21 protein-coding genes and 1 pseudogene are annotated in these 22,007 nt (G+C 55.2%); 13 read left to right on the top strand and 9 right to left on the bottom strand.

Annotated elements, in window-relative coordinates; all coding sequences use genetic code 11:
* The first annotated feature begins 157 nt into the window (after positions 1-157).
* Together AC06G8_RS13225 and arr are read left to right on the top strand one after the other, a co-directional pair.
* The gene (locus AC06G8_RS13225) at positions 158-1,588 is read left to right on the top strand and encodes a DHA2 family efflux MFS transporter permease subunit (RefSeq protein ID WP_447661662.1); all 1,431 of its coding nucleotides are present in this window, start codon (positions 158-160) and stop codon (positions 1,586-1,588) included.
* A 207-nt stretch (positions 1,589-1,795) separates the two neighbouring features.
* A complete protein-coding gene (gene arr, locus AC06G8_RS13220; RefSeq protein ID WP_447661223.1) occupies positions 1,796-2,242 on the top strand; it encodes an NAD(+)--rifampin ADP-ribosyltransferase in 447 nt (148 codons plus the stop codon).
* A 514-nt stretch (positions 2,243-2,756) separates the two neighbouring features.
* On the opposite strand, the gene AC06G8_RS13215 is transcribed toward arr, so the two are convergent.
* The gene (locus tag AC06G8_RS13215; RefSeq protein WP_447661222.1) at positions 2,757-4,028 is read right to left on the bottom strand and encodes an IS110 family RNA-guided transposase; all 1,272 of its coding nucleotides are present in this window, start codon (positions 4,026-4,028) and stop codon (positions 2,757-2,759) included.
* Between the two features lie 619 nt (positions 4,029-4,647).
* Here AC06G8_RS13215 and AC06G8_RS13210 point away from each other — a divergent pair.
* The 3 genes from AC06G8_RS13210 to AC06G8_RS13200 all read left to right on the top strand — a co-directional run bounded on the left by AC06G8_RS13210 (position 4,648) and on the right by AC06G8_RS13200 (position 8,325).
* Positions 4,648-5,235, top strand: coding sequence for a hypothetical protein (locus tag AC06G8_RS13210; protein WP_480283062.1), 588 nt, complete (start codon positions 4,648-4,650; stop codon positions 5,233-5,235).
* Positions 5,236-5,769: 534 nt separating this feature from the next.
* Positions 5,770-7,263: a tRNA (N6-isopentenyl adenosine(37)-C2)-methylthiotransferase MiaB gene (gene miaB, locus AC06G8_RS13205; protein WP_447661661.1), complete on the top strand. Its 1,494-nt coding sequence runs from the start codon at positions 5,770-5,772 to the stop codon at positions 7,261-7,263.
* Between the two features lie 309 nt (positions 7,264-7,572).
* A complete protein-coding gene (locus AC06G8_RS13200; protein ID WP_447661220.1) occupies positions 7,573-8,325 on the top strand; it encodes a glycoside hydrolase domain-containing protein in 753 nt (250 codons plus the stop codon).
* A gap of 111 nt (positions 8,326-8,436) precedes the next feature.
* Here the strand turns inward: AC06G8_RS13200 and AC06G8_RS13195 are convergent, their stop codons facing one another.
* On the bottom strand, positions 8,437-8,748 hold the full coding sequence (locus AC06G8_RS13195; RefSeq protein ID WP_447661219.1) for a hypothetical protein: 312 nt from the start codon (positions 8,746-8,748) through the stop codon (positions 8,437-8,439).
* A gap of 187 nt (positions 8,749-8,935) precedes the next feature.
* On the opposite strand from AC06G8_RS13195, the gene AC06G8_RS13190 reads away from it, so the two are divergent.
* The 3 genes from AC06G8_RS13190 to AC06G8_RS13180 all read left to right on the top strand — a co-directional run bounded on the left by AC06G8_RS13190 (position 8,936) and on the right by AC06G8_RS13180 (position 12,491).
* Positions 8,936-10,102, top strand: coding sequence for a phosphodiester glycosidase family protein (locus AC06G8_RS13190; RefSeq protein WP_447661218.1), 1,167 nt, complete (start codon positions 8,936-8,938; stop codon positions 10,100-10,102).
* Positions 10,103-10,333: 231 nt separating this feature from the next.
* Complete coding sequence (locus AC06G8_RS13185) at positions 10,334-11,770, top strand: amino acid ABC transporter substrate-binding protein/permease (protein WP_447661217.1); 1,437 nt, start codon at positions 10,334-10,336, stop codon at positions 11,768-11,770.
* Positions 11,763-12,491 carry an amino acid ABC transporter ATP-binding protein gene (locus tag AC06G8_RS13180; RefSeq protein WP_447661216.1) on the top strand — a complete coding sequence of 243 codons (729 nt, stop codon included), beginning with the start codon at positions 11,763-11,765 and terminating at the stop codon, positions 12,489-12,491. Before AC06G8_RS13185 ends, AC06G8_RS13180 begins: the two co-directional genes overlap by 8 nt.
* Positions 12,492-12,555: 64 nt before the next feature.
* Here the strand turns inward: AC06G8_RS13180 and AC06G8_RS13175 are convergent, their stop codons facing one another.
* Entirely contained in the window at positions 12,556-12,987 is a 432-nt protein-coding gene (locus AC06G8_RS13175; protein WP_447661215.1) for a NucA/NucB deoxyribonuclease domain-containing protein, read from the bottom strand.
* 191 nt (positions 12,988-13,178) lie between these two features.
* Here AC06G8_RS13175 and AC06G8_RS13170 point away from each other — a divergent pair, with 191 nt between their 5' ends.
* Positions 13,179-14,000 carry a hypothetical protein gene (locus tag AC06G8_RS13170; RefSeq protein ID WP_447661214.1) on the top strand — a complete coding sequence of 274 codons (822 nt, stop codon included), beginning with the start codon at positions 13,179-13,181 and terminating at the stop codon, positions 13,998-14,000.
* Positions 14,001-14,217: 217 nt separating this feature from the next.
* Here AC06G8_RS13170 and AC06G8_RS13165 read toward each other — a convergent pair whose 3' ends face one another.
* The 4 genes and pseudogenes from AC06G8_RS13165 to AC06G8_RS13150 form a co-directional block, all read right to left on the bottom strand.
* Entirely contained in the window at positions 14,218-14,520 is a 303-nt protein-coding gene (locus tag AC06G8_RS13165; protein WP_480285437.1) for a hypothetical protein, read from the bottom strand.
* Between the two features lie 593 nt (positions 14,521-15,113).
* Positions 15,114-15,277 (bottom strand): annotated as a pseudogene (locus AC06G8_RS13160) (transposase); the annotation flags it as partial.
* Positions 15,278-15,511: 234 nt separating this feature from the next.
* Positions 15,512-15,625 (bottom strand): YjcZ family sporulation protein, encoded by a 114-nt coding sequence (locus AC06G8_RS13155; protein WP_447661213.1) that lies wholly within the window; start codon positions 15,623-15,625, stop codon positions 15,512-15,514.
* A 174-nt stretch (positions 15,626-15,799) separates the two neighbouring features.
* The gene (locus AC06G8_RS13150) at positions 15,800-15,901 is read right to left on the bottom strand and encodes a YjcZ family sporulation protein (protein ID WP_447661212.1); all 102 of its coding nucleotides are present in this window, start codon (positions 15,899-15,901) and stop codon (positions 15,800-15,802) included.
* Between the two features lie 154 nt (positions 15,902-16,055).
* Here AC06G8_RS13150 and AC06G8_RS13145 point away from each other — a divergent pair, with 154 nt between their 5' ends.
* The 4 genes from AC06G8_RS13145 to AC06G8_RS13130 all read left to right on the top strand — a co-directional run bounded on the left by AC06G8_RS13145 (position 16,056) and on the right by AC06G8_RS13130 (position 20,116).
* Positions 16,056-16,253: a helix-turn-helix domain-containing protein gene (locus tag AC06G8_RS13145; RefSeq protein ID WP_447661211.1), complete on the top strand. Its 198-nt coding sequence runs from the start codon at positions 16,056-16,058 to the stop codon at positions 16,251-16,253.
* Positions 16,254-16,953: 700 nt separating this feature from the next.
* The gene (locus tag AC06G8_RS13140; protein ID WP_447661210.1) at positions 16,954-17,259 is read left to right on the top strand and encodes a hypothetical protein; all 306 of its coding nucleotides are present in this window, start codon (positions 16,954-16,956) and stop codon (positions 17,257-17,259) included.
* Between the two features lie 319 nt (positions 17,260-17,578).
* Entirely contained in the window at positions 17,579-18,061 is a 483-nt protein-coding gene (locus AC06G8_RS13135; RefSeq protein WP_447661209.1) for a pyrophosphohydrolase domain-containing protein, read from the top strand.
* Between the two features lie 324 nt (positions 18,062-18,385).
* Positions 18,386-20,116 carry a ribonuclease J gene (locus AC06G8_RS13130; protein WP_447661208.1) on the top strand — a complete coding sequence of 577 codons (1,731 nt, stop codon included), beginning with the start codon at positions 18,386-18,388 and terminating at the stop codon, positions 20,114-20,116.
* Positions 20,117-20,126: 10 nt separating this feature from the next.
* On the opposite strand, the gene rocF is transcribed toward AC06G8_RS13130, so the two are convergent.
* The gene (rocF, locus tag AC06G8_RS13125; protein WP_447661207.1) at positions 20,127-21,029 is read right to left on the bottom strand and encodes an arginase; all 903 of its coding nucleotides are present in this window, start codon (positions 21,027-21,029) and stop codon (positions 20,127-20,129) included.
* 37 nt (positions 21,030-21,066) lie between these two features.
* Positions 21,067-21,999 carry a proline dehydrogenase family protein gene (locus AC06G8_RS13120; RefSeq protein WP_447661206.1) on the bottom strand — a complete coding sequence of 311 codons (933 nt, stop codon included), beginning with the start codon at positions 21,997-21,999 and terminating at the stop codon, positions 21,067-21,069.
* Positions 22,000-22,007 lie beyond the last annotated feature (8 nt).

The raw sequence follows: 22,007 nt of genomic DNA, 5'->3' as shown, positions 1-22,007 counted from the left end.
ATACTGCTTTCTGAATATAATCTAATTTATACAGTGTCGATTATCTTACACATTGTAAATTAAGTCTAGATTATAGGTTTGGAGAGGATGGAGCAAGTTGAGCACAAGCAAGGAATTGAACGCCAGTAACATAAAAAAGGGACCGATCTTGTTCATCATGATTTTGGGAGCCTTTTTAGCGACGCTGAATCAAACGATCATGAGCGTCGCCACTCCGGAACTGATGAACGATTTCAACATTACGGCTGCGACCGCGCAGTGGCTGACGACGGGTTATATGCTCGTCAACGGGGTGCTGATCCCGATCACGGCTTTCTTCATGCAGCGGTTCACGACGAGGCAGCTGTTCCAGGCCTCCATGATGATCTTCCTTGTCGGAACGATCGTATCGGCTCTCTCGCATAGCTTCCCTGTCCTGTTGACCGGACGGATGATCCAGGCGGCAGGCGCAGGCATCATCATGCCGCTGCTCATGAATGTCATCCTGACGCTGTTCCCTCCGGAGAAGCGGGGGGCCGCCATGGGGATGATGGGTCTGGCCATCATTTTCGCCCCGGCTATCGGCCCGACTCTCGCCGGCTACATTCTGGAAAACTACGCTTGGGAAACGCTGTTCTACGGAATGATTCCCTTTACTCTTATCGTCATCGTCTGCGGATTCATCTTCTTGCGGAATGTATCGGAGCGGGGCCAAGCGAAGATCGACATGCTCAGCGTTCTGCTGTCCACCGTCGGCTTCGGCGCTTTGCTCTACGGCTTCAGCCGGGCCGCCGGCAAAGGCTGGTCGAGCTCGGAAGTCATCGCGACCATCGTTGCCGGCGTGCTGGCTCTCGTCCTGTTCTCGGTGCGGCAGCTGACCTCCAAAAGCCCGCTGCTTGACCTGCGGGCGTTCAAGTACAATATGTTCTCCTTGACGACGGTCATCAATGTCGCGATTACGATGGTCATGTACGCGGATATGATGCTGCTTCCGCTCTATCTCCAAAATGCCCGCGGCTACACGGCTCTCGAATCCGGCCTGCTGCTGCTTCCCGGCGCGCTTGTCATGGGCTTCATGATGCCGGTCGCCGGCAAGCTGTTCGACCGCTTCGGCGCCAAGTGGCTGGCTGTCGCAGGCATGATCATCACCATCGTGACGACAATCGGCTTCACGGACCTGACGGACTCCACCAGCTATACGTATCTGGTCCTCATGTCTACAGGCCGCAGGATCGGGATGGCGCTGCTGCTGATGCCGGTGCAGACCGCAGGCTTGAACCAGCTGCCGAACCGGCTTAATGCGCATGGCACGGCCATCTCCAACACGGTGCGGCAGGTAGCCGGCGCCGTAGGCACTTCCCTGCTCATTACCGTCATGTCCAGCCGCGCCAAAACGCATGCTCAGGAGATGATGGCATCGGGCGCGGCCCAGACAAAAGAGCAGCTGGCGATGCAAGCTTCCATCCAAGGCATCAACGATGCCTACCTCGTCATCGTCTGCATCGGCGTTGTCGCGCTGGTCCTTTCCTTCTTCATCAAGAAAGTCAAGCAAGTGACAGAAGTAGAGTCCACAAGCACGGCGACGAAGTCGGCCGTACAAGAAGCTTAACGAGCCCGCGGCAGCTGCTGCCGGCCTCCGCAAGCAGCCTATCAAGACGGCTTTCCTTTTCGCGAAGGAAGGCGTCTTTTTTTCTGTCCGGGCCTCAAGGCCCAGCTGTTCTGTGAAAATAAAGTGTTAGACTGAAAAATAAAGGTTTAGACCGTGAAAATGAAGTTGTAGACTGGCAGTTGGCATTAAGGTGACGGGCAAGATTTCATGATAAAATTAGATTATCTGACTGAATTTAGGGGTGGTGGAGAGATGGCTGAAAGTCTTGACAAAGGTCCTTATTATCATGGGACACGAGCAGATTTGCAGATTGGAGACTTGCTCACAGCTGGCTTTCGCTCAAATTACAATCCCGATGTTGTGATGAATCACATTTATTTTACAGCTTTGCGTGATGGGGCTGGGTTAGCTGCTGAGTTGGCAAAAGGCAATGGTGTACCGCGCGTGTATCTCGTTGAGCCGACTGGCGACTGGGAAAATGATCCAAATGTGACGGACAAGAAATTTCCAGGCAATCCGACGCGATCATATCGCAGCACAGCCCCACTAAAAATTGTTGGCGAAGTGAAAGATTGGGTGCGACAAACGCCTGAACAACTCGCAGTTTGGAGAGAACGTTTGGCGAAAATAGATAAAGGCGAAATTCTAAATTAGCCTAATTGTTTAATGGTCAGTAGACATCTATTAAACGCTATATTTGATACTGATGTCCGCCATTGAGCTATCGTGAAACGATAACATCAACAAAAATGAAGGCTGCCGATCGCAATTGATCCGCAGCCTTCGCTCAACTCCCTCGGTAAAATGTAGTTTTCTCACGAATGCTCGCTTATTCGCAGGATCTCCCCAAAGGATAAATCGCTGTCCGGATAGAAGAGGGGATGTACCGTCCAATTCGGCAACCGAAGCGCATGCGGGAACAGAAGGGGCGAGTTTTCGCTCCTTTTTTACTGCTCTGTTGCACGCTGCTCCACGTACCTCCGGAGGCTCTCACTCCCATTTCTCGACGGGTCGATGCCCTTTCATTCCTTCGTTACGCCTATCCGGTGGGTGGAGGCCGGTTATCCTAACGGTACGGGTCTGTGCCCTTTTGTTGAACGCAATCCGGTACTCCGTGCAGTCTTGAGATCCCGCGAATAAGCCAGTATTCGTGCTAATTGAGAAGCGATTAAGCAGCTTGTTTCATAGGATGAGCACGATCCGGTTCGTAAGCTTCGCCGCTCTGTGCCATGGCAACTATAAGGCGAGCTAGCTTGCCGCAAAGCTTCATCACTGAGCGCATTGGCTTCATGCTTTTCGTCTTCACATTCACTTCATGCTGTCGTTTAAACGATACATCGTTCATGATGAGGGCCATGGTTGCCATGAACAGGGCATGCCGAAGCCTTGGTCGGCCACGTTTGCTGATGGACATCTGGCCCTTCCATTTGCCAGAGCTCGCTTCAGCTAGGTTGAGGCCGGCATGCCGCAGCAACGCATTGCCATGTGCATAGCCGCTGAGGTCGCCAGCTTCACCCAGAATGCCGGCGACAGACAAGATGCTCATGCCCTTAATGGCCAGCAGCGGCTTGGCCAGTGGGATCCGGGCCAGCGCAGCCGCCACTTCATCCTCGATTACCTGCAGCTGCTCCGTAGCCAGATCGTATTCGGCCAGCAGCTGTTGCAGATGAAGCTTGTAGGCTTTCTCGGCATGCTTGGCGCCGACTGAGCGCGCTGCCAGAGCCAGTAGTTCGCCAGCTCTTCGTTCACCACTGTGCCGCTTCATGACCGTTTTCCAGCCGTCGACTAACTGGCGAACGGTGAGCTTTTGAAGATCGGCAGGCGTAGGAAAGAGACGCAGGGTTGCAAGCGATCCGGAGCCAATGAGGTGTTTGTATACCTGCCGCAGCTCGGGGAACACAATGTCGACCCAGCGGTGGATCTGGTTCTTGACGCTGACGAGACGATGGACGATTGTCTCCCGGTTTGCCATGAGAACGCGCAGTTCCATGAATACTTCGCTGGATTCTTTGATAAATGTGTAGTAGCCGTTTTTCACCATGTCGGCGATAACGAAGGCATCCTTGATGTCGCTTTTAGATGGTGTATTGTCGCGGTTTTCCTTGTTCTTTTTGACGAGATGAGGATTCACCAACACGACCTCGAGGCTGCGGTCTTTGAGCCAGGCCGCGAGGCTGAGCCAGTAGTGGCCGGTTGGTTCCATGCCGATTATGGTGTCGTTTAGTTGGTGCGTTTCCTGCAAATCTTTCATCCACTGCAGCAGTAGGCTGAAGCCGGCGGCGTCGTTGGAGAAGTGAAGCGTAGTGCCGAGCAGAATTCCACGGAAGTTGACGGCGCGTGCAACGTGGGTTTGCTGGGCAATGTCGATACCGACGACAAGGTGCTGGGTTGAAATGCGTTCGAGCAGTTGATTTTGTTTGGTTTGCGCTTTAAACTTCAAGATAGAGCGACCTCCTTATGATGGCTAAAGGGCTATGACCCGTGACTACCCCATCGTACCGGAGTCGCTCGTTTTTGTGCAAAGTGCAAAATTAACGCTCTACAGGAATCCTAACGGGCAGGATAGCGTGGTGACATTTATGATAAGGTTCACCGTAATTTAGCCTACAACCTTACTGGTTTGTTGGCTAATTTTATATTTCAAAATACGTTGATTTAAATTTGAAACATTTCAAACCACAAATTTAAGATTTTGCAAGTTGATGTTCTTCCTTCAAACAACATTTCAATAAATATAGTTTTTGACATTGTGAGGATGGCGGAAGCGGGAGTAAACGGACTTCGGTTCTCTGACCTATAAACTGTCATGTGAAAGCTTACAAGCCGTCAGAATGGATTCTAGTTGTTCTGATGAGGTGTAAGGAGTGGGGGCATGGTTTACATCTTTTTCGTGTTTATTGTTTTCAGATATGCCGTATGCACTTCCAGCGACCGACTCTTAGTGAAATTTGAAGCGATACGATAATAATGAAATTTACAATATATGGTATAATGTGAGTGTTGGTTCTTTGGACTTGAAAGAATGATTTTATATACAAGTTCTATAAATTTGGAGGGAAATGATGATTGCTGATCTAGAAGAACTTAATTCCATTATTAAAAGTGAAGCGGATGGAATTTTATATGAGAATGGTCTAATGCACGTATTCAATAAATTTGGAAAAGCATTAGTAAGTGGAAGTTACTTCTTGGAATTAATGACATGGAGGGACTTAGATATATATCTAGCCGATGATGAAATGGATGTAAATAGCTTTTTTGAATTAGGAAAGGAACTTGCTCTGTGTATTAAACCATCCAAGATGAATTATCGTAATGAGTTAATTGGACATACAGAACACTTACCTCTAGGATATTACTGGGGTTGCTACACATTTATATATTCAAATGATTGGAAAGTTGATGTTTGGGTGATTTCTTCCGAAGATTTTGCTCGAAGAGAGTTGGAGATACATGAATTGAAATCCAAAATTGATGTGATGCAAAGGAAGGCAATTTTGAAGTTGAAGAACAGATTATATAGTCATCCTTTGTATCGAAAGAAATTTTATAGTGTAGATATATACAATGCGGTTATTGAAGACAGCGTTTATAACGAAGATGATTTTACGAATTGGTTGCTACATAACAGAGGAATCACTTTATAAAGGGAAGTTCTATCCAAAAAAGCCACTCCATTGTCAGGAGTGGCTTTTTCATTATAAGTAGATATATTTTGTGGTTGAACTTTACTTTGTGCTTAGATACGATACGGTGATCCGTATTATAAATGGTATGTTGGACATTGATCATTGAGCTAACGGGGAACGTTAGTTCAATGAACCAGCAGCAGTCTAGGACTTATTTTCAGGTCCTAATCTGCCGCTGGTTTTATATTTGAACAGTCTAGAACTAATTATTCCGAGTCTGACGATTTAGCAATTCAAAATCAGCGTAGGACCAACAAATCCAGTCTAAATCTTTATTTTCATCGGGCATCAGCATGCATGGGCTTCGGGACGGGCAGCGATCTCTGGGAGCCCCTCCTTACTGCGGCATGCGGAGCATGGTAAGATGAAGCCATTCGGAACATAGAATAGAGCAGGGCAAGCATCTTTTCGGCCGATGCCGGTACATAAGAGGAGGAAACCATTTTGTCCAAGGACTACTCCAAGTATTTTGATTTTTCGAACGCCAAGCTTATGCGCCAGGAGGACGGCAAGACGGCCTACCGGATCAACGGCCGCACGATCCAGATCGGCTCGGCTCCATCCTACAAGGAGGAGAAGAGGCGCGGCAAGGAAGAGGTGGAGATCCACCGGGGATTCCGCATTCCCGAGCGGATGAAGGATTTCGGCCAGGGCAAGCGCTATCTGATCCGCACCTACGGCTGCCAGATGAACGAGCATGACACCGAGGCGATGCGGGGAATACTCGAGCAGATGGGGTATGAGGCGACGGACGAGTACGCCCTGTCGGACGTCATCCTGCTCAATACTTGCGCGATCCGCGAGAATGCGGAAGACAAGGTGTTCGGCGAGCTGGGGCATCTTAAAAAGCTCAAGACCGAACGGCCCGGCCTGCTGCTCGGCATTTGCGGCTGCATGCCGCAGGAGGAGACGGTCGTCGGCCGCATTCTCCAGAAGCATGGCTTCGTCGACATGGTCTTCGGAACCCACAACATCCATCGGCTGCCCCATCTGCTCGAGGAAGCGGCGCTGAGCAAGGAAATGGTCGTCGAGGTATGGTCCAAGGAAGGCGACATCATCGAGAACATGCCCAAGAAGCGCGAGGGGCTTCGGGCATGGGTGAACATCATGTACGGCTGCGACAAGTTCTGCACGTACTGCATCGTTCCGTATACGCGCGGCAAGGAACGCAGCCGCCGTCCGGAGGATGTGCTGGCCGAGGTCCGGGAGCTGGCTGCGCAAGGCTTCAAGGAAGTGACGCTGCTCGGCCAGAACGTCAATGCTTACGGCAAGGATTTCGAGGATATAGACTACCGCTTCGGAGATCTGATGCGGGATATGTCCGGCATCGCCGTCCCGCGGGTCCGGTTCACGACCTCCCATCCGCGCGACTTCGATGATCAGCTGATTTCGGTTCTCGCGCAGCGCGGCAATCTCGTGGAGCATATCCACCTGCCCGTCCAGTCGGGCAGCACGGAGGTGCTGAAGAGGATGAGCCGCAAGTATACGAGGGAGGCGTATCTGGAGCTGGCCGGCAAAATCCGGGCGGCGATTCCGGACGCGGTTCTGACCAGCGACATCATCGTCGGGTTTCCCGGCGAGACGGAGGAGCAGTTCGAAGAGACGCTGTCGCTCGTTCGCGAGGTCAGGTTCGACTTCGCCTATACGTTCATCTACTCGCCGCGGGAGGGAACTCCGGCTGCAGGCATGGACAACGACGTGCCGGAAGAAGTCAAGAAAGCCCGGCTGACGAGGCTGAATGCCTTGCTCGCGGAGATCGGCCGGGAAGCCCATGAGGCGCTTCTCGGGCGGACGGTTGAAGTGCTGGTCGAGAGCGAAAGCAAGAACCGGCCGGATGTGCTGTCCGGGCGCACGCGCAGCAACAAGCTCGTTCATCTGGAAGGGCCGAAGTCGCTGATCGGACAGTTCGTCCAGGCGAGGATCGTCGATGCCCACACCTGGTACATCAAGGGCGAGATCGCGGCGGAGACGAGCGAGGCGGGTTGAAATCCATTGGGAGCAGGCTGCGCGGCAGCCTGCTTTTTTGGTATGAGACATAAGCCGGGTTTACGCTCGTACAGTCTGGACGCCATTTGGTATAAAACAAAAGGTTCACGCCCGTCCAGCCTGGACGCCGGCTGCCTGTCCTCAGGCAGGGCAATATGCGTCTTCTCTTCACGGCGATTTCCCTATCAACTTGAAGTAGAGCGGCCGTCAGCGAGATATTTTTGAAGGACGAGCGGCGTCAGCCCGAGAGAATCCGAAAATCCGATCATAGACTGATAGGGAGAGCTCGTATGAAAGGAGGAGAGGGAAATGAAAGGAATCGATTGCGCGGTTCCGTTGACCGTTTCAACGGCCAAGGCGGCGGCCGCGGCCGGTTATGTTTTCGCCTGCCGCTACCTCGTGCCTGCGGCGTATGCCTGGAAGAGGCTGACGCGCGCCGAGGCCGAGGCCATTACGGGAGCGGGCATGATGATCGTCTCCGTATACGAGACGGCGAACAACCGCGCGGCATCGGGAGCGGCGGCCGGCAAGGCCGACGGAGCGGCGGCGCTTCTGGAGGCGCAAGCCGTCGGGCAGCCGGCCGGCAGCGTCATCTATTTCGCCGTCGACTATGATGCCCAGGCATCGGATTTTGACGCTATCGAGGCTTATTTGAAAGCGGCCCGGGCGCAAATTCCGGCTTATCGGATCGGCGTGTACGGCTCCTATGCCGTCGTGGAGGAGATGGCCAGGCGAGGAGCGGCCCAGTCGTACTGGCAGACGTATTCCTGGAGCCGGGGCAAGCTCAGCAGCCGCGCCAATATCCACCAGTACAGCAACGATCAGAAGCTTGCGGGCATGACGGTGGATTTCAACGAATCATTCGGAGGAGAAGGATGGTGGAATACAATGGCATCGGCATTCAAGGATGTTCCGGACAGCTACTGGGCGAGCTCGGCGATCGAGAGAGCGGTAAAAGAAAATCTGATGGCAGGTTACCCGGACGGAACCTTCAAGCCGGATCAGCCGCTTACGCGTGCGGAAATGGCGGTCATTCTGTCCCGTCTGCTCGACAGGGGCTGATTCCGTCGGGAGGCGAAGAGAAGAGCAAGCGGCAGCCGGAAGTTGATATGCTCCCCATACGGTAGACAGGTGAAAGGATAAAAAGCCTGCTATTGCGAGGGGAGCTTTTTGTTATGCCCTGTTTTCAATCCTGATGAAAGCAGGAATGTTTTTGACAAGCAGCAGGAGGACGGAGACAAAAAACGTCAAGCCTCCCATGCCCGCAAGCAGGATGCCTTTCCAGCGGATCTGCAGGATGAAGTTCTGCAGCACGAGCACGATATGGAACTGGGCCGTATCCATGCTGCCGCCGTTGTTGGCCAGATAGAGCCCGGCCTGCTCGGAGCCCCACTGGACGGAATGATCCAGATGGATGCCGCCAACGATCAGCATGACCAAGGATAGAGCCGCCACAAAGAGAACGATGGCATTGAATCGGTTCATTGGACCCCCCATTTCATGAGCGTCAGAAAGATAGTTTCTGCTCCGATCCTTCCAAATCCTCCCTTTCTTCTGGAAAAAGACTAACAGCGGCAAGCCTTGAGGTCGACATAGATAAGGCGGTTGGACCGCGATTTCATTGCGGTTGGTCCGCGACTACAGCAAGGCTGGAACGAAAGGGAGTCATGCAATGAAGAAAGCATCTGCAAGCCGAAAATCGAGGGGGATGCTGCTGCTGGCGGCAGCATCGCTGCTTCCAGGCCTGGCGCTGGGAGCCGTGCCGGCTCATGCGGCGGAGAAAACATACGGATACACGGACGCCGACGCGTCGTTCGTGCCGCTCCGCGCGCTCAAGCAGCTGCCCGGAATCAGCGTGTCCTGGGACGCAGGCCAAGGGAAGGCCGAAATTGTGCGGGACGGCAGCAAGGCTGTTCTGACGATCGGCAAAAAAGAAGCCGTCGCAAACGGGGAGAAGGCCTCGTTGAATAGAGCTCCTTTTCTGGAAAACGGGGCTGCTTATGTGCCTCTTTCCTTTATGAGCAAGCAATTCGGCATCGGGACGGAACGGCTCCTGTCGGCTAATGCCGTGTCCCTGTCCCTGGACGGCGGGAAGCTCAGGCTGCCGCTCGTGCCGAGAGGCGCCTTCAGCGTGGCGAGAAAGCCGATCGTCATCGAAAGCAAGTCGGTCAAGGCGGCAGGCAGAAGCTTCTCCGTCCAGACGGCGACGGTGTCGCTGATGGACCCCCGCGTCGACCTGGAGGTGGCTGTCGCCGGAGGCAAGGCGGGCCGTACCGAAGAGCTGGCGGCGATGGCGAAGCGCGGAGGGGCGGTTCTCGCCGTCAACGGAGCTTTCTTCGATGCGTATACTGATTCCAGCGTCAAAAATCCATACGGATATCTGTTCAATGGAGGGCAGATTCTCTACAAGAGCTCCGGCGACAAAAAGACAGTCGTCACCTTCGATTCCAATATGCTGACCGAGCTGCTGTCCGGCGCCGAGTTCGAAGCCCGCTATCCGGACGGCGGCGTGGACGGAGCGGTGCAGGCAGGACCAAGGCTGCTAAAGGATGGAGCAGCGGCGATTGATCCCAAGACGGAAGGCTTCCGCGATCCGAAGATTTTGACGGGCGGCGGTTCCCGCAGCGCGCTGGGCTTGACCCGCGACCACAAGCTGATCATCGTCACGACCGGAGGCGCGACCATTCCGCAGCTGGCGGCCGTGATGAAAAGCCTTGGCGCCTGGCAGGCGATGAACCTCGACGGCGGCGCATCGAGCGGCCTTTATTACGACGGCAAGTACTTGACGAGGCCGGGCCGTCTTCTGAGCAACGCCTTAATGGTGCGTCTGGTGAAATGATCCTGGCGGATGCCTTCGATCCGCAGCTCCGCAAGGATAAAAGCCTTTATAACGGCTGGACCAGAATGAAGCGGGCCCCGGTATTCCGCCGGGGCTTTTTGGCATGCTAATCGTGAGACATTTCGCAAACGGCTGCGAAATTTGGTACAATGAAAAATCCCCGAGTGCGTAAATCGAGGGGTACTCGTTTATAAACATTTGTACTGTTTGAAAAAGAATGCGGAGGTCTGTATGAAATCATTGCGCACTTTATGGTTTACAATTGCAGTCATGCTGTTTGCCGCGACGGGACTGGCCGGGCATGCCCAGCCGGCGTCGGCGGCCGAGCAGGCCGTCAAAACGTATGACATCGCCACGGATGTCACGTTCGCTCCGTTCGAGTTCCAGGACGTGAGCGGACAGTATGTCGGCATCGACATGGATCTGATCCGGGCGATCGCCGAGGATCAGAACTTCAAGGTCAACATCAAGCCGCTCGGCTTCAACGCGGCTGTGCAGGCGCTGGAGGCGAAGCAGGTGGACGGCGTCATCGCCGGCATGAGCATCACCGACGAGCGCAAGGCGAAGTTCGACTTCTCTACTCCGTACTTCACGTCCGGGGTCATCATGGCTGTCAAGGCCGACAACGACTCCATCAAGAGTTATGAGGACCTCAAGGGCAAGCGGGTAGCCGTCAAAACCGGTACGGAAGGATATTCGTATGCGGAATCCATCAGCGCCCAATACGGCTTCACGCTCGTGCCCTTCGATGACTCCGCCCAGATGTACGACGAGGTCAAGGGCGGCAATTCGGCCGCCTGCTTCGACGATTATCCCGTGCTGGAGTATGGCGTCAAGCAGAACAACGGCCTGAAAACGGTCGGAGAGCGGACCGAAGGGGCTTCCTATGGGTTTGCGGTAGGGAAAGGCCAAAATGCCGAGCTGCTGGAAAAATTCAACCAAGGCTTTGCGAATCTGGAACAGAACGGCAAGCTGGACGAAATTAAAAACAAATACTTGGTAGCTTCCGAGAACAAAACCGGCTGGGCGCTCGTCGTCGAATCGCTGCCGGCGCTGCTAAAGGGACTCGGCAAAACGCTGCTGTACACGATCGTATCGCTCTTCTTCGCCTTCATTCTGGGCCTGATCTTCGGCTTCATGAAGGTCGGCCGCAATCGCTGGCTGCGCGGCATCGCCACGGTATTCGTGGATATTTTCCGCGGCATACCGCTGATCGTCCTGGCGTTCTTCATTTATTTCGGCATTCCGCAGGCGCTCGACTTCAAGATGCCGCTCTTCCTGGCGGCCGTCCTGACGCTCTCGCTCAACGCCGGCGCATATATGACGGAAATCATCCGCGGCGGCATCCAGTCCATCGACCGCGGCCAGATGGAAGCGGCGCGCTCGCTGGGCTTGTCCTACCGCAAGTCGATGATCAAAATTGTCATCCCGCAGGCAGTGAAGGTCATGATCCCATCCTTCATCAACCAGATGGTCATCACGCTCAAGGATACGTCGATTCTGTCCGTCATTGGACTCGTGGAGCTGACCCAGTCGGGCAAGATCGTCATCGCCCGCACGTTCGAGTCGTTCAACATCTGGGCCACGGTAGCGGTCATGTACCTCATCGTCATCACGGTGCTGACGAAGATTGCCGACGGGATGGAAAGGAAGATCAAGAATGGGTAAAATCAGCGTCACCGGACTTAAAAAGAGCTTCGGCACGAACCATGTCCTCAAAGGCATCGACCTGAAGGTCCAGGAAGGCGAAGTCGTCTGCGTCATCGGACCTTCCGGCTCCGGCAAGAGCACCTTGCTGCGCTGCCTGAACCGGCTGGAGGACATCACGGAAGGCACGGTCATCGTGGACGAGATGGACATCAACGACCGCCGCACGGACATCAACAAGGTTCGCGAGAATATCGGCATGGTATTCCAGCATTTCAACCTGTTTCCCAATATGACGGTGCTGAAAAACATCATGTTCGCTCCCGTGGAGCTGAACAAGCTGAAGACGGAGGAAGCCAGGGCCGCCGCTTTGAAGCTGCTCGACCGGGTCGGACTGGCGGACAAGGCGAATGCCTATCCGGCCTCGCTGTCCGGCGGGCAGAAGCAGCGTGTCGCGATCGCCCGCGCGCTGGCGATGAACCCCGACATCATGCTGTTCGACGAGCCGACCTCGGCTCTCGACCCGGAAATGGTCGGCGAGGTGCTCGGCGTCATGAAGGATCTCGCCCGCGAAGGCATGACGATGGTCATCGTCACCCACGAGATGGGCTTCGCCCGCGAGGTGGCCGACCGCGTCATCTTCATGGACGGCGGCTACATCGTTGAGGAAGGCTCGCCGGAGCAGGTGTTCGGCAGTCCGAAGCATGAGCGTACGATCAGCTTCCTGGACAAGGTATTGTAGAGTAAAAAAAGCGTTCCGCCCCTGTTCGATCGGGCGGAACGCTTTTTTTGTGCGAGAGGGCTTCTCAGCGAACGACGATCCGGACTCTCGTCCCGTCCGGATATTCGCTCAGCTGGTTGCCGATCCAGGAGCCGGCGCCCCGGTTGTCGGAGGATTTGACATAAGCGACATCGGCGCCGCTGCCTCCTTCGCGACACATCGCCATCGGCCATTCGTCCCGGTCGTATTTCTTTTTGGTCGGAATGCCTTTGAGCGACAGCTTGCGGTTCTCCTCCGCTCCTTCCCGTTCAATCGTGCAGATGGGGGAGGCGCCTTTGGAGACGGCGCTGCGGATATGCTCCGCCGTCTCCGGATAGCGGTCGGACGGAAAATAGATCGTGACGTCGTGGCCCGCAGGAGCGGAAGGCGACTGCTCCCATTCGATGCTGCAGCCGCCTGCGAAGGCGGCCAGCAGGAGCAGCAGGGCCAGGCTCCATAACGGCAAAAGTTTCTTCATGTTGTCGATCCTGTTCCTTTCCGTGGCTTCGCCGCATGTATGTACTAGAAAAGTATACCAGCGCGGAGGAGGAAGAAAAGACTTGAATTGTCCCGACAGGCCCGAAAGGGCTAGTCTAAGCGGCTCCAGGCTTCTATAAACTGTAGAAACGGCCTTTTTGGGCAGATGCGGATCCGCTTGGAGGAGGAGGCATGGGCAAGCTGAAGATCGGAGTGGCGGCGAGAGCGCTGACAGCGGTGCTGATTTTTTTGACGTTGAGCACGGGGACAGCTGCCGCTGCTGAAGGCGGGCTGATTGCGGAAGCGGGAGAGCGGGGGATGCCGGCAGCGATGTCGTTGACCTCGAATTTCGTGTCGATGTCTTCGGAGAGGGCGGACAGCGGTAATCGTCGACTATCCAGCGAAGTTGCGGATTCCGGCGATACAGGTCATGCCGCAGCGGATGCCGGCATGTCCGGCATGGACCATGGCCAACCTGCTGGCGGGGCTGAGACGTTCGGATATGCGGCTGCCAAAGTATTGTCCTTGCTGGCGGCCGGGATCGCCGTCTTCTACTATACGCTTCGAATTCGATGGATGAGGAGCGCGCCGCGCATGCATCTCATGATGGCCTGCATGACGCTCGCGATGGCGGCGGGGCTGACGGGCGGAACGCTGCTCGCTCTCGTCACGGCCAGCTTTTCGCTCTCTGCGATGGCCGCAGCTGCTGCCTGCGCAGCAGCCGGATATATGGCGGGCAGCCCGCACGGAGTCTTGCCTTCTCTTGAAGGAGCCCTTGCCGGGCTCATGGGCGGACTGATGGGAGGCATGATGGGCTACATGTCGCTCGGAGACCATCCATTTGCCGTGCTGGCATTCGTGGATGCGTCGCTTGCTGCGGCAGCGGTCCTGCTGTCGAGGCTGCTCCGGGAGTGCTCGGGCCTGCTTGCCGCCGCCGAACCGAAGGAACAATGGCATGGCGAGGAAGGCGATTCTTTCGAAGAGGGGCTGGTCCAGAAATTCGTGGGCGATTAGGTATAAATGTCCGGAAACCGGGCATCATGAGGATATCGGCGTCGAGAGATGCCGTAGACACCGCGGAGAAGGCTTACGTTTCCCCATAAGCTCTTCGTCCGGTTTCTCCTCTCCCATGATAGGGGCCCCTGCAAAGGGGCTCCGATTTTAATGTTATAAATCCAGTAATATCAAGGGATTTTAGAGTTTTTGGGATTTATATTTTGGGTGATATCTGTTAATTGGGCACCGATTGGGCACCAAATTCTACACACTGAGGCCGTTGGGCACCGTAAAGGGCACCCATCAGGCTTTTTTTCTTGTTGAAGAGGAATTCATCCTCCTTTTTCCGACTTCCCTGCGTAATATTCGGATTAAGTTTCGCGACTAGCTCCATGCCGTTCTCGTTGGTGTAAATAAGGTTTTCCTTCTCCGAATAAGCCGTATCGCCAATGACCGTCTTGACGTCCATCCCCGCTGCTTGGCTCTTCTTGATGAGCATCTGCAATTGCTTGCCGTCATTCTTTTCGCCTGTCGTGATGACAGCTGCCGTGATGCCGTGATGATGAGTTCCTCGGTCATGGCCAGATGCGTCTTATATCCAAAAAAGGCGGAGTCTGCGCTCTTGTGTCCCACTCGCGCATCGGGGTCCGCCGCCAGGGCAAGCTGTTCGATGTCATCCTGGACCGTTTCTTTAAGCAGGTTGAGCGGCTGCAGCACTTTCGGTACTTGGGCGATGCCGGACTCCGTCTCGATGAAGGCGATGAGCTTCTGGCAGTAGGCAATCTCGTCCCCAATGGTGTCAATGGCGTTCTTGGCGGGCATGCGGACTTTGACCGCTTCGTCCATGGCGTAAACAGCCTTCCGCAGCTTCCGCGCCTGATCTTGCAGGATCTCCCGCGGTGTCTTCTGATTGTAACGCGCTTTCGTATGCGTCGCATCCATGATGATGGAGGTGCTTTTCAGGATCTTTTTCTCTAGGGCCAGTTCGACAGTCTTGCGATCAGCAGGTCCAAGAGATTCGTGCCTTTCAACCGCAGCTTGCGGAATTTCGTCAACGAACTCGAGTCGATTGACGTCATCTTCGGGCGCCATGCCGAGGAAGTACTTGAACGACAGATCGTACCGCGAGCGTTCCACGATGTCGACATCCGACAGCTCGAAAATGGCTTTCAAGAGCAAGTATTTGAACATGCAGTTGCATCTATAGCGTTCCTGCCGTTGTCCAAGCTGTAGTTATGTTTGAGTTCATCGTAAATGAACTGAAAGTCCACCAAGTCGTTGATCTGACGAAGCATATTGTCCCTGGGTATAAGGATGTTGTACAGCTTCGCGTATGGACTTAACATGAGGGATTGTTGTTGCCGAATCATCCGTTCACCTGCTCTCCATGATGCTTTTAGTATAAACGAAAAGAGGTGCAGCCTCCTCAATTTCTTGGGGGACTGCACCTTTTCTAGTAAACGGACTTTTTCAGTGGCCTCGGAAGAGGGCCCTCTATTCTTCAAAACCATGAAGAAGAAGTTTAATAACTAAAGAAAGAATGCACGCGAAATGATGACCAGCAAAATGAACAGAACCAGGATTGCAGCCGTGCTCATGCCGCCACCATAGCCTCCAACTTCTCCGCCAACTCCGTAAGACATTGTCATTCCTCCCTTCGATTAGACTTCAGCATCCTATGCTGCTGAAGCAGAGCCGGATTGGACGTTTACCTCTTCGACCTTATTTGGGTTTTGGAGTCGTCTAACCTGGGATCGTAAAAGAAAAGACGAAGAACCTATCGTTCCGCGTCTCTTCTTTGCATGAGGGAACCTGGATTAGTAGTGACAGAATGCGCTAACGATGATGACCAGTAGAATGAACAGGACCAGAATGGCGCCTGTGTTGGAGAACAGATTGCGGTGTTCGAATTCGGACATTTTTCAAACCCCCTTTCTTTGAGTCTGCCCTACTTTATGCTTCGGAATATTGAGATGTTTGGACGGGCGGTATATTTGTGCTTATGCTAGGGTCTGCTCTAGCAGATCATCTCCGGAGTTCGTTAGCTTCTTGATATGAAAAAAAGAGCCGGGGATGCTCCACATTATAGCCGCCGCCATTTTTCTGCCCTTGGTGTTGAATGCGGCCGACATTCAGGAGATCATGGGTATAGGTTTAAAACAGACATACGAGCTCTTGAACTCTGGGAAATTTCATGTCGTTCGCACTGGACGAATGATCAAAGTACCTCGGGAAGTATTCTTAAGTTGGCTAAATGGGGATGAGGAATGATGGGGAAGAGTTGGGCACTAATTGGGCACTAATTGGGCACCCAATTCATATATCCGTACCCAAAAAGCACAATTCTACATTATGGGTAAATGAGAAAACCCGCAATATACAAGGATTTCTCCCATGATAAGGGCTCCCCCGCAAGGGGCGCCTGATTTTTGTTGGAATCACTGTAATATCAAGGGTTTCTGAGTGACCTGTCTAGCAATAATAGGACCAGTTTCAATAAACGGGCTCAAATTCTACGTACTGAAGCCATTGGGTACGCAAAAGGCGCCCCCTCAGGCCTTTTTCTTGTTGAATGTCACAACGATATCGTCGAATACACCAGTTACTGCTTGATCTGCTGACTCGAATATGATTGTACACATAGGGCAGGCAATTCGTTGAGTGGATTTATTTTCAAGGAATAGCGGTCAGAGCCTTTTTTGCCGGACCATGGATCGCCTGTGGTAATACCTGCTTGCAGTAGATCCGCTTGGCAGTCGTACTAATGCTGATCCCAGCGCCGGCCGACGAGGTGGATTGTGATTGTATCCGTCCTACGTTCATTCACAACCTATGCTGTCCTTCATTTCTTCCTCTAAGCAAGGACTACCCAGCAGTGAGTTACGACTGGTTGGCTCCTGATCTTGATTCAAGAGTTCCCGCTAATTTATACTTCCAATTTGTCCGATAAGTTCAGTTGGGGTGAAGCGATTTGGACAAGTTTTTAGAGATGATGTTAGGCGAGGCATATAAACTCGGGCTTAAGAAGCTGTTCGGCGTTCGTCGAGAAGAAAGGAATGACGGAGGCGGTTGCGGCTGTTTCTTATGGATCTTGCTGTGGGCAGTTGGCATTCCGATAGCCATACATCATGGCAGTGATTTGTGGGTGGGCATTCTTATCGCAGCTCCTTTTGTACTTGCCTTGTTTATGAGTGCGCCAGGATGTGTAACGATCCTTATTCTTCTTGTGTTGTTCATGTATTTCGCGGCTAAGATGACAGGTTTTTGGCCTAATTAATACATATTACTCTTCCCGAGCAGATAAGCTGCATTGTTGAGGATGATCAATATTCTTCCACGTATTAAGAAACTTGTTCTTAATACGTGGAAGAAGGGGAAGGCGGATCAGGCTATGGGTCAGTTTTTCTTATGGGACAAGAAGGCAAAAGTTAATTAGTATACAGTGGGACCGGATATCTTAAAACCGTAGGAGCAAATGGTGCAGGCATCAATCATGACACTGGTCAGGGGGCTTCTATGACGAGCCATTCTCATGACATACTCGCGATGGTACAATGAGGAACGTTGAACTCATTCGCGAAGGGGTTAGGGGAACGATGAACAAGCATTACGAGCAGGTGAAGCAATTCCACGCCGCCTTCGGCGCTCCGGTCGCGGAAGCTCCGACGATGGCTTTCAGAGGAGAAGGGGAGGCCGTCGCCGAAGCCGGGCGGGCGACCGAGGAGCTGGCAGGCCGGATGAAAGCCGCCTCCCTTCAAGGGCAAGGAGGAAGGGCGCTGGCGAGAGCATCCTGGATGACCGAGGAGATCGACGAGTTTCTGGCGGCGGAGACGGTCGAGGATCAGGCCGACGCGCTGATCGACCTGATGTACTTCGCGCTCGGGACCTTCGTCGAGATGGGCGTGGAGCCGGAGAGGCTGTTCGAGATCGTGCATTCCGCCAATATGGCCAAGCTCGGGCCGGACGGCAAGCCGATCTACAACGAGCAGGGCAAAGTCGCCAAGCCGGCCGGCTGGCAGGCGCCGGAGCCGCAGCTGATCGCGGAGATCGAGCGGCAGAAGCAGACGGCGAAAGTCTAGCCGCTGAAAAAAAGCTGCTTTCAGCTTGGCTGAAACGATAGCATCGAACCCTCTCCGAACTGGAGGGGGTTCGTGTTTTTTAATGGTCTGTTTGAATGGGCCATAACGGACAGATCGGGGGGCAAAATCCATGCAGCCTGCTGAATACTTTGAGACCGCAGCGGAAGCGTGCTTGATCCATTAAGGCACTCTTCCCTTCAAGCAGAAAAGGCAAAAAAAGACAAAGCCGACGGCTCTGACTTTTTTCCGTCCAAGCGCATTTCGTCCGGCACAATCGGGAATCCCAATATCATCATCGGCTGGAAGCGAATCGGAGGAATCGGGATGGATGGAGTCAAGGATGAACGGCGCGGGCATCTGCCGGAAATAGAGGGATCCGAGGGGCAGGCACGGCCTTCCAAGCTGCTCGCGGCAGCTCTCGGAGGCGTCAACGAAATCGGCAAGAACATGTATATGCTTCAGTGCGGAGACGATATCGTCCTGATCGACTGCGGCTCCAAGTTTCCGGACGAAAGCCAGCCCGGCGTCGATCTGATCGTGCCGGATCTGTCCTATCTGATCGAGCGCAAGGAGCAGGTGAGGGCGCTGCTTGTCACCCACGGGCATGAGGACCATATCGGAGGCATTCCGTATTTATTGAAGCAGCTGCCTGTGCCGGTGTACGCGACGAGGCTGACGATGGGGCTGATCGAGATCAAGCTGAAGGAGCATGGCCTGATGGGCGGAGCGCAGCTTCATGTCATTGACGCGGACTCGGCCGTCGAGCTCGGCAGCTGCTTCAGGGCGGCTTTTTTCACGATCAGCCACAGCATCCCGGACTGCCTCGGAATCGTCTTTGATACCCCTCAGGGAACGATCGTGCATACGGGGGATTTCAAGTTCGACATGTCTCCGGTCAGCGGTCCTTATCCCGATCTGCACCGGATGGCCGACATCGGCAGCAAGGGAGTCCAGCTGCTCCTCTCCGAGAGCACCAACGCCGAAAGGCCGGGCTTCACGCCATCGGAGAGGGTCGTCGGAGGCCATATTCTGGATGCCTTCTCCAAGGCGAAGCAGAGAGTGTTCCTGTCCACCTTCGCCTCCAATGTCAACCGGGTGCAGCAGGTCGTCGACGCCTCGGCCGCGACAGGACGCAAGCTGGTGCTGCTCGGGAGAAGCATGGTGAATGTGGTGGATGTCGCAGCCTCTCTCGGGTACTTGAACGTGCCGGAGGAGCTGATCATCGACGCCGGCGAAGCAGAGGATTATGCGCCTGAGCGGATTGCCGTGCTGTGCACCGGCAGCCAGGGAGAGCCGATGGCGGCGCTTGCCAGGCTGGCCGCAGGGAGCCACCGCCAGATGGCCGTAGCTCCCGGGGACACCGTAATCATCGCGGCAGGCGCGATTCCGGGCAACGAGCGGAGCGTCTCCCGGATCATCGACCATTTGTATCAGATCGGAGCGAACGTCATTTATGGAGCGGGAAGCGCGACCGGCATGCATGTATCTGGACATGGCAGCCAGGAGGAGCTGAAGCTCATGCTGACCTTGATGAAGCCGCGATATCTCATACCGGTCCACGGAGAGTTCCGGATGCTGCATCAGCACCGCTTGCTGGCGGAAGCGGTCGGCATTCCGCAGGAGCGCGTCTTCATCCTGAACAACGGCGATACGGTGGAGCTGGCTGACGGCGAGGCGAGCAAGGGAAAATCGATTCCGGCCGGAAGCAGCCTGGTCGACGGCCTCGGACGGGATGTAGGCCAGATCGTGCTGCGGGACCGCAGGCAGCTGTCCGGCGACGGCATGCTCGTCGTCGTGGTGACGCTGAGCGAGTACGACGGGCGCATGCTGGCCAAGCCGGAGATCATCTCCCGCGGCTTCGTGTTCGTCCGGGACAACGAGGAGCTGATGGCCGGCATCCAGGAGCTCGTGCTGAAGACGGTGAACGGCTTGGAAGAAGAGCGGCCGGGCAGGTGGAGTCTCGTCAAGCGTTCGCTCAAGGATGATCTGGCCCGCTATATTTACGCCCGGACGAGAAGAAGGCCGATGATCCTGCCGATCGTCATCGAGGTATAGAGCCGGTCAGCTAGAGGATCTTCTCCCCGAAAAGGGAAGCCAGCAGCTCGACCGCCAGGCGGGCCGTCCGGTTCCCCCTGTCGAGCCGAGGGTTGACCTCCACCAGCTCCGCCGAGGTGAGCAGGCCGGTTTCATGCAGCAGTTCCATGGCCAAATGGGCTTCACGGTATGACAGGCCGCCGCGCACCGGCGTGCCGGTGCCGGGAGCCTCTCCGGGATCGACGCTGTCGATGTCGAAGCTGAGATGGACGCCGTCCGATCCGTTCGAGACAATCGCGATCGCCTCCTTCATGACGTCGGCCATGCCCCTGCGGTCGATGTCATGCATGGTGAAGCAGGCGATGCCGAGACGGCCGATGATTTCCCGCTCCCCCTCGTCGAGGGAACGGGCGCCGACAAGCGCGATGCGCTCCGGTTGGAGCTTCGGGGAATAACCCCCGACGGCGGCCAGGTCCGGATCTCCGAGACCGAGGCAAGCCGCGAGCGACATGCCGTGAAGATTGCCGGACGGGGTGGTCGAAGGAGTATTGAGATCGGAATGGGCGTCGATCCACAGGACACCCAGCCTCTCACGGCGGGAGGCGAGGCCGGCTATCGTCCCGATGGCGATGCTGTGGTCGCCGCCGAGTATGAGGGGGAAGCCCCTGTCGGCTGCGGTAGCGGCTGCCGCAGCCGTTTCTTCGGCCATTGCCAGCACCCGGCCCCAATGCTTCATGCCGGGAGCGCTTCGGAAATCGGCCTGCAGGTTCGCCGCCGGGACGCGGGGGAGCAGAACGGCTTGCCGGCCCAGGCCGGCAAGCCGATCGGCAAGGCCTGCCTGGAGCAGCGCTTCGGGGCCGGATGCGGCGCCACCGCGCCCGGCGCCGTAATCGAACGCCACGGGCAGGATGCTGACGGGCACAGTTGGATTCATCGACATTCTCCTCTCGTCGAAGCAGGGCAGCGTGCCTTCAGCTCCGCTTGAACAGGTTCCTCAGGACAAAGCCGACATTTTCGGGGCGCTCCGCAAGCCTCCTTACGAAATACGGATACCACCGCTCTCCGTAGGGCACATAGCAGCGGACGGTATATCCTTCGGCGGCAAGCCGTTCCTGCATGGACATCCTCATTCCGTACAGCATCTGGAACTCGAAGGCTCCCCTCGAGACTCCGCGCCGGGCCGCGTAAGCCTTGGTCCAGCGGATGATCTCGTCGTCATGCGTGGCCACGGCGGTGTACACGCCGCTGTCCAGCCGCATCCGGATCAGCCGCTTGAAGCTGGCCGAGACGGTGTCCGGCTTGGCGAACGCGATGGCCCGGCTTTCCTTGTACGCCCCCTTTACGAGCCTCAGATTGATGCGGGCGTTGCTGAGCTTGCGCACATCCTCGGCGCTTCGGTACAAATAGGCCTGGATGACCGTTCCGGTATTGGTCAGCCCTTCCTTATACAGCTGGCGCACGAGCTCGATGGTGCGTCCCGTATAGGGACTGTCCTCCATGTCCAGCCGCACGAATGCCCCTCTAGCCTTGGCTTCCCTGGCGATCGCCGTGATCCGCTCCAGGCAGGAGGCTTCATCCAGGGCAAGCCCCATCTGAGTCGGCTTCAGCGACACGTTGCCGGACAGCCCTTCCAGATGCAGCCGCTGCAGCAGCAAAATATAGGCGTCCCGGTAGGCATCCGCTTCGTCCAGCGTCTTGATTCCTTCCCCGAGATGATCCATCGACACTTGGATGCCTTTATCCCGCAATCGGCACGCGGCTGCAACCGCTTCGTCCAGCGTCGTTCCAGCAACGAAGCGGGAAGCTCCGAGCTTCATGCCGACTTTATGGGCTGCAGCCTCTACAGCGCCGTTGCCGGCGAGTCCAAGCAGCACCGAACGGTAAATTTTGTTGCCCAATTCCATCGAGCCCT

This window comes from Paenibacillus sp. SJS-P3, from assembly GCF_056711585.1.
Note: the sequence above shows the minus strand (reverse complement) of the source record. Positions and strands in the feature narration are given on the sequence as shown.

What these genes read in the sequence shown, in the direction of transcription:
- AC06G8_RS13225 (WP_447661662.1), top strand. Translation starts at nt 158, where the DNA reads ATGATTTTGGGAGCCTTTTTAGCGACGCTGAATCAAACGATCATGAGC.
- arr (WP_447661223.1), top strand. Translation starts at nt 1,796, where the DNA reads ATGATAAAATTAGATTATCTGACTGAATTTAGGGGTGGTGGAGAGATG.
- AC06G8_RS13210 (WP_480283062.1), top strand. Translation starts at nt 4,648, where the DNA reads ATGATGATTGCTGATCTAGAAGAACTTAATTCCATTATTAAAAGTGAA.
- miaB (WP_447661661.1), top strand. Translation starts at nt 5,770, where the DNA reads ATGCGCCAGGAGGACGGCAAGACGGCCTACCGGATCAACGGCCGCACG.
- AC06G8_RS13200 (WP_447661220.1), top strand. Translation starts at nt 7,573, where the DNA reads ATGAAAGGAATCGATTGCGCGGTTCCGTTGACCGTTTCAACGGCCAAG.
- AC06G8_RS13195 (WP_447661219.1), bottom strand. Translation starts at nt 8,748, where the DNA reads ATGAACCGATTCAATGCCATCGTTCTCTTTGTGGCGGCTCTATCCTTG.
- AC06G8_RS13190 (WP_447661218.1), top strand. Translation starts at nt 8,936, where the DNA reads ATGAAGAAAGCATCTGCAAGCCGAAAATCGAGGGGGATGCTGCTGCTG.
- AC06G8_RS13185 (WP_447661217.1), top strand. Translation starts at nt 10,334, where the DNA reads ATGAAATCATTGCGCACTTTATGGTTTACAATTGCAGTCATGCTGTTT.
- AC06G8_RS13180 (WP_447661216.1), top strand. Translation starts at nt 11,763, where the DNA reads ATGGGTAAAATCAGCGTCACCGGACTTAAAAAGAGCTTCGGCACGAAC.
- AC06G8_RS13175 (WP_447661215.1), bottom strand. Translation starts at nt 12,987, where the DNA reads ATGAAGAAACTTTTGCCGTTATGGAGCCTGGCCCTGCTGCTCCTGCTG.
- AC06G8_RS13170 (WP_447661214.1), top strand. Translation starts at nt 13,179, where the DNA reads ATGGGCAAGCTGAAGATCGGAGTGGCGGCGAGAGCGCTGACAGCGGTG.
- AC06G8_RS13155 (WP_447661213.1), bottom strand. Translation starts at nt 15,625, where the DNA reads ATGTCTTACGGAGTTGGCGGAGAAGTTGGAGGCTATGGTGGCGGCATG.
- AC06G8_RS13150 (WP_447661212.1), bottom strand. Translation starts at nt 15,901, where the DNA reads ATGTCCGAATTCGAACACCGCAATCTGTTCTCCAACACAGGCGCCATT.
- AC06G8_RS13145 (WP_447661211.1), top strand. Translation starts at nt 16,056, where the DNA reads ATGCTCCACATTATAGCCGCCGCCATTTTTCTGCCCTTGGTGTTGAAT.
- AC06G8_RS13135 (WP_447661209.1), top strand. Translation starts at nt 17,579, where the DNA reads ATGAACAAGCATTACGAGCAGGTGAAGCAATTCCACGCCGCCTTCGGC.
- AC06G8_RS13130 (WP_447661208.1), top strand. Translation starts at nt 18,386, where the DNA reads ATGGATGGAGTCAAGGATGAACGGCGCGGGCATCTGCCGGAAATAGAG.
- rocF (WP_447661207.1), bottom strand. Translation starts at nt 21,029, where the DNA reads ATGAATCCAACTGTGCCCGTCAGCATCCTGCCCGTGGCGTTCGATTAC.
- AC06G8_RS13120 (WP_447661206.1), bottom strand. Translation starts at nt 21,999, where the DNA reads ATGGAATTGGGCAACAAAATTTACCGTTCGGTGCTGCTTGGACTCGCC.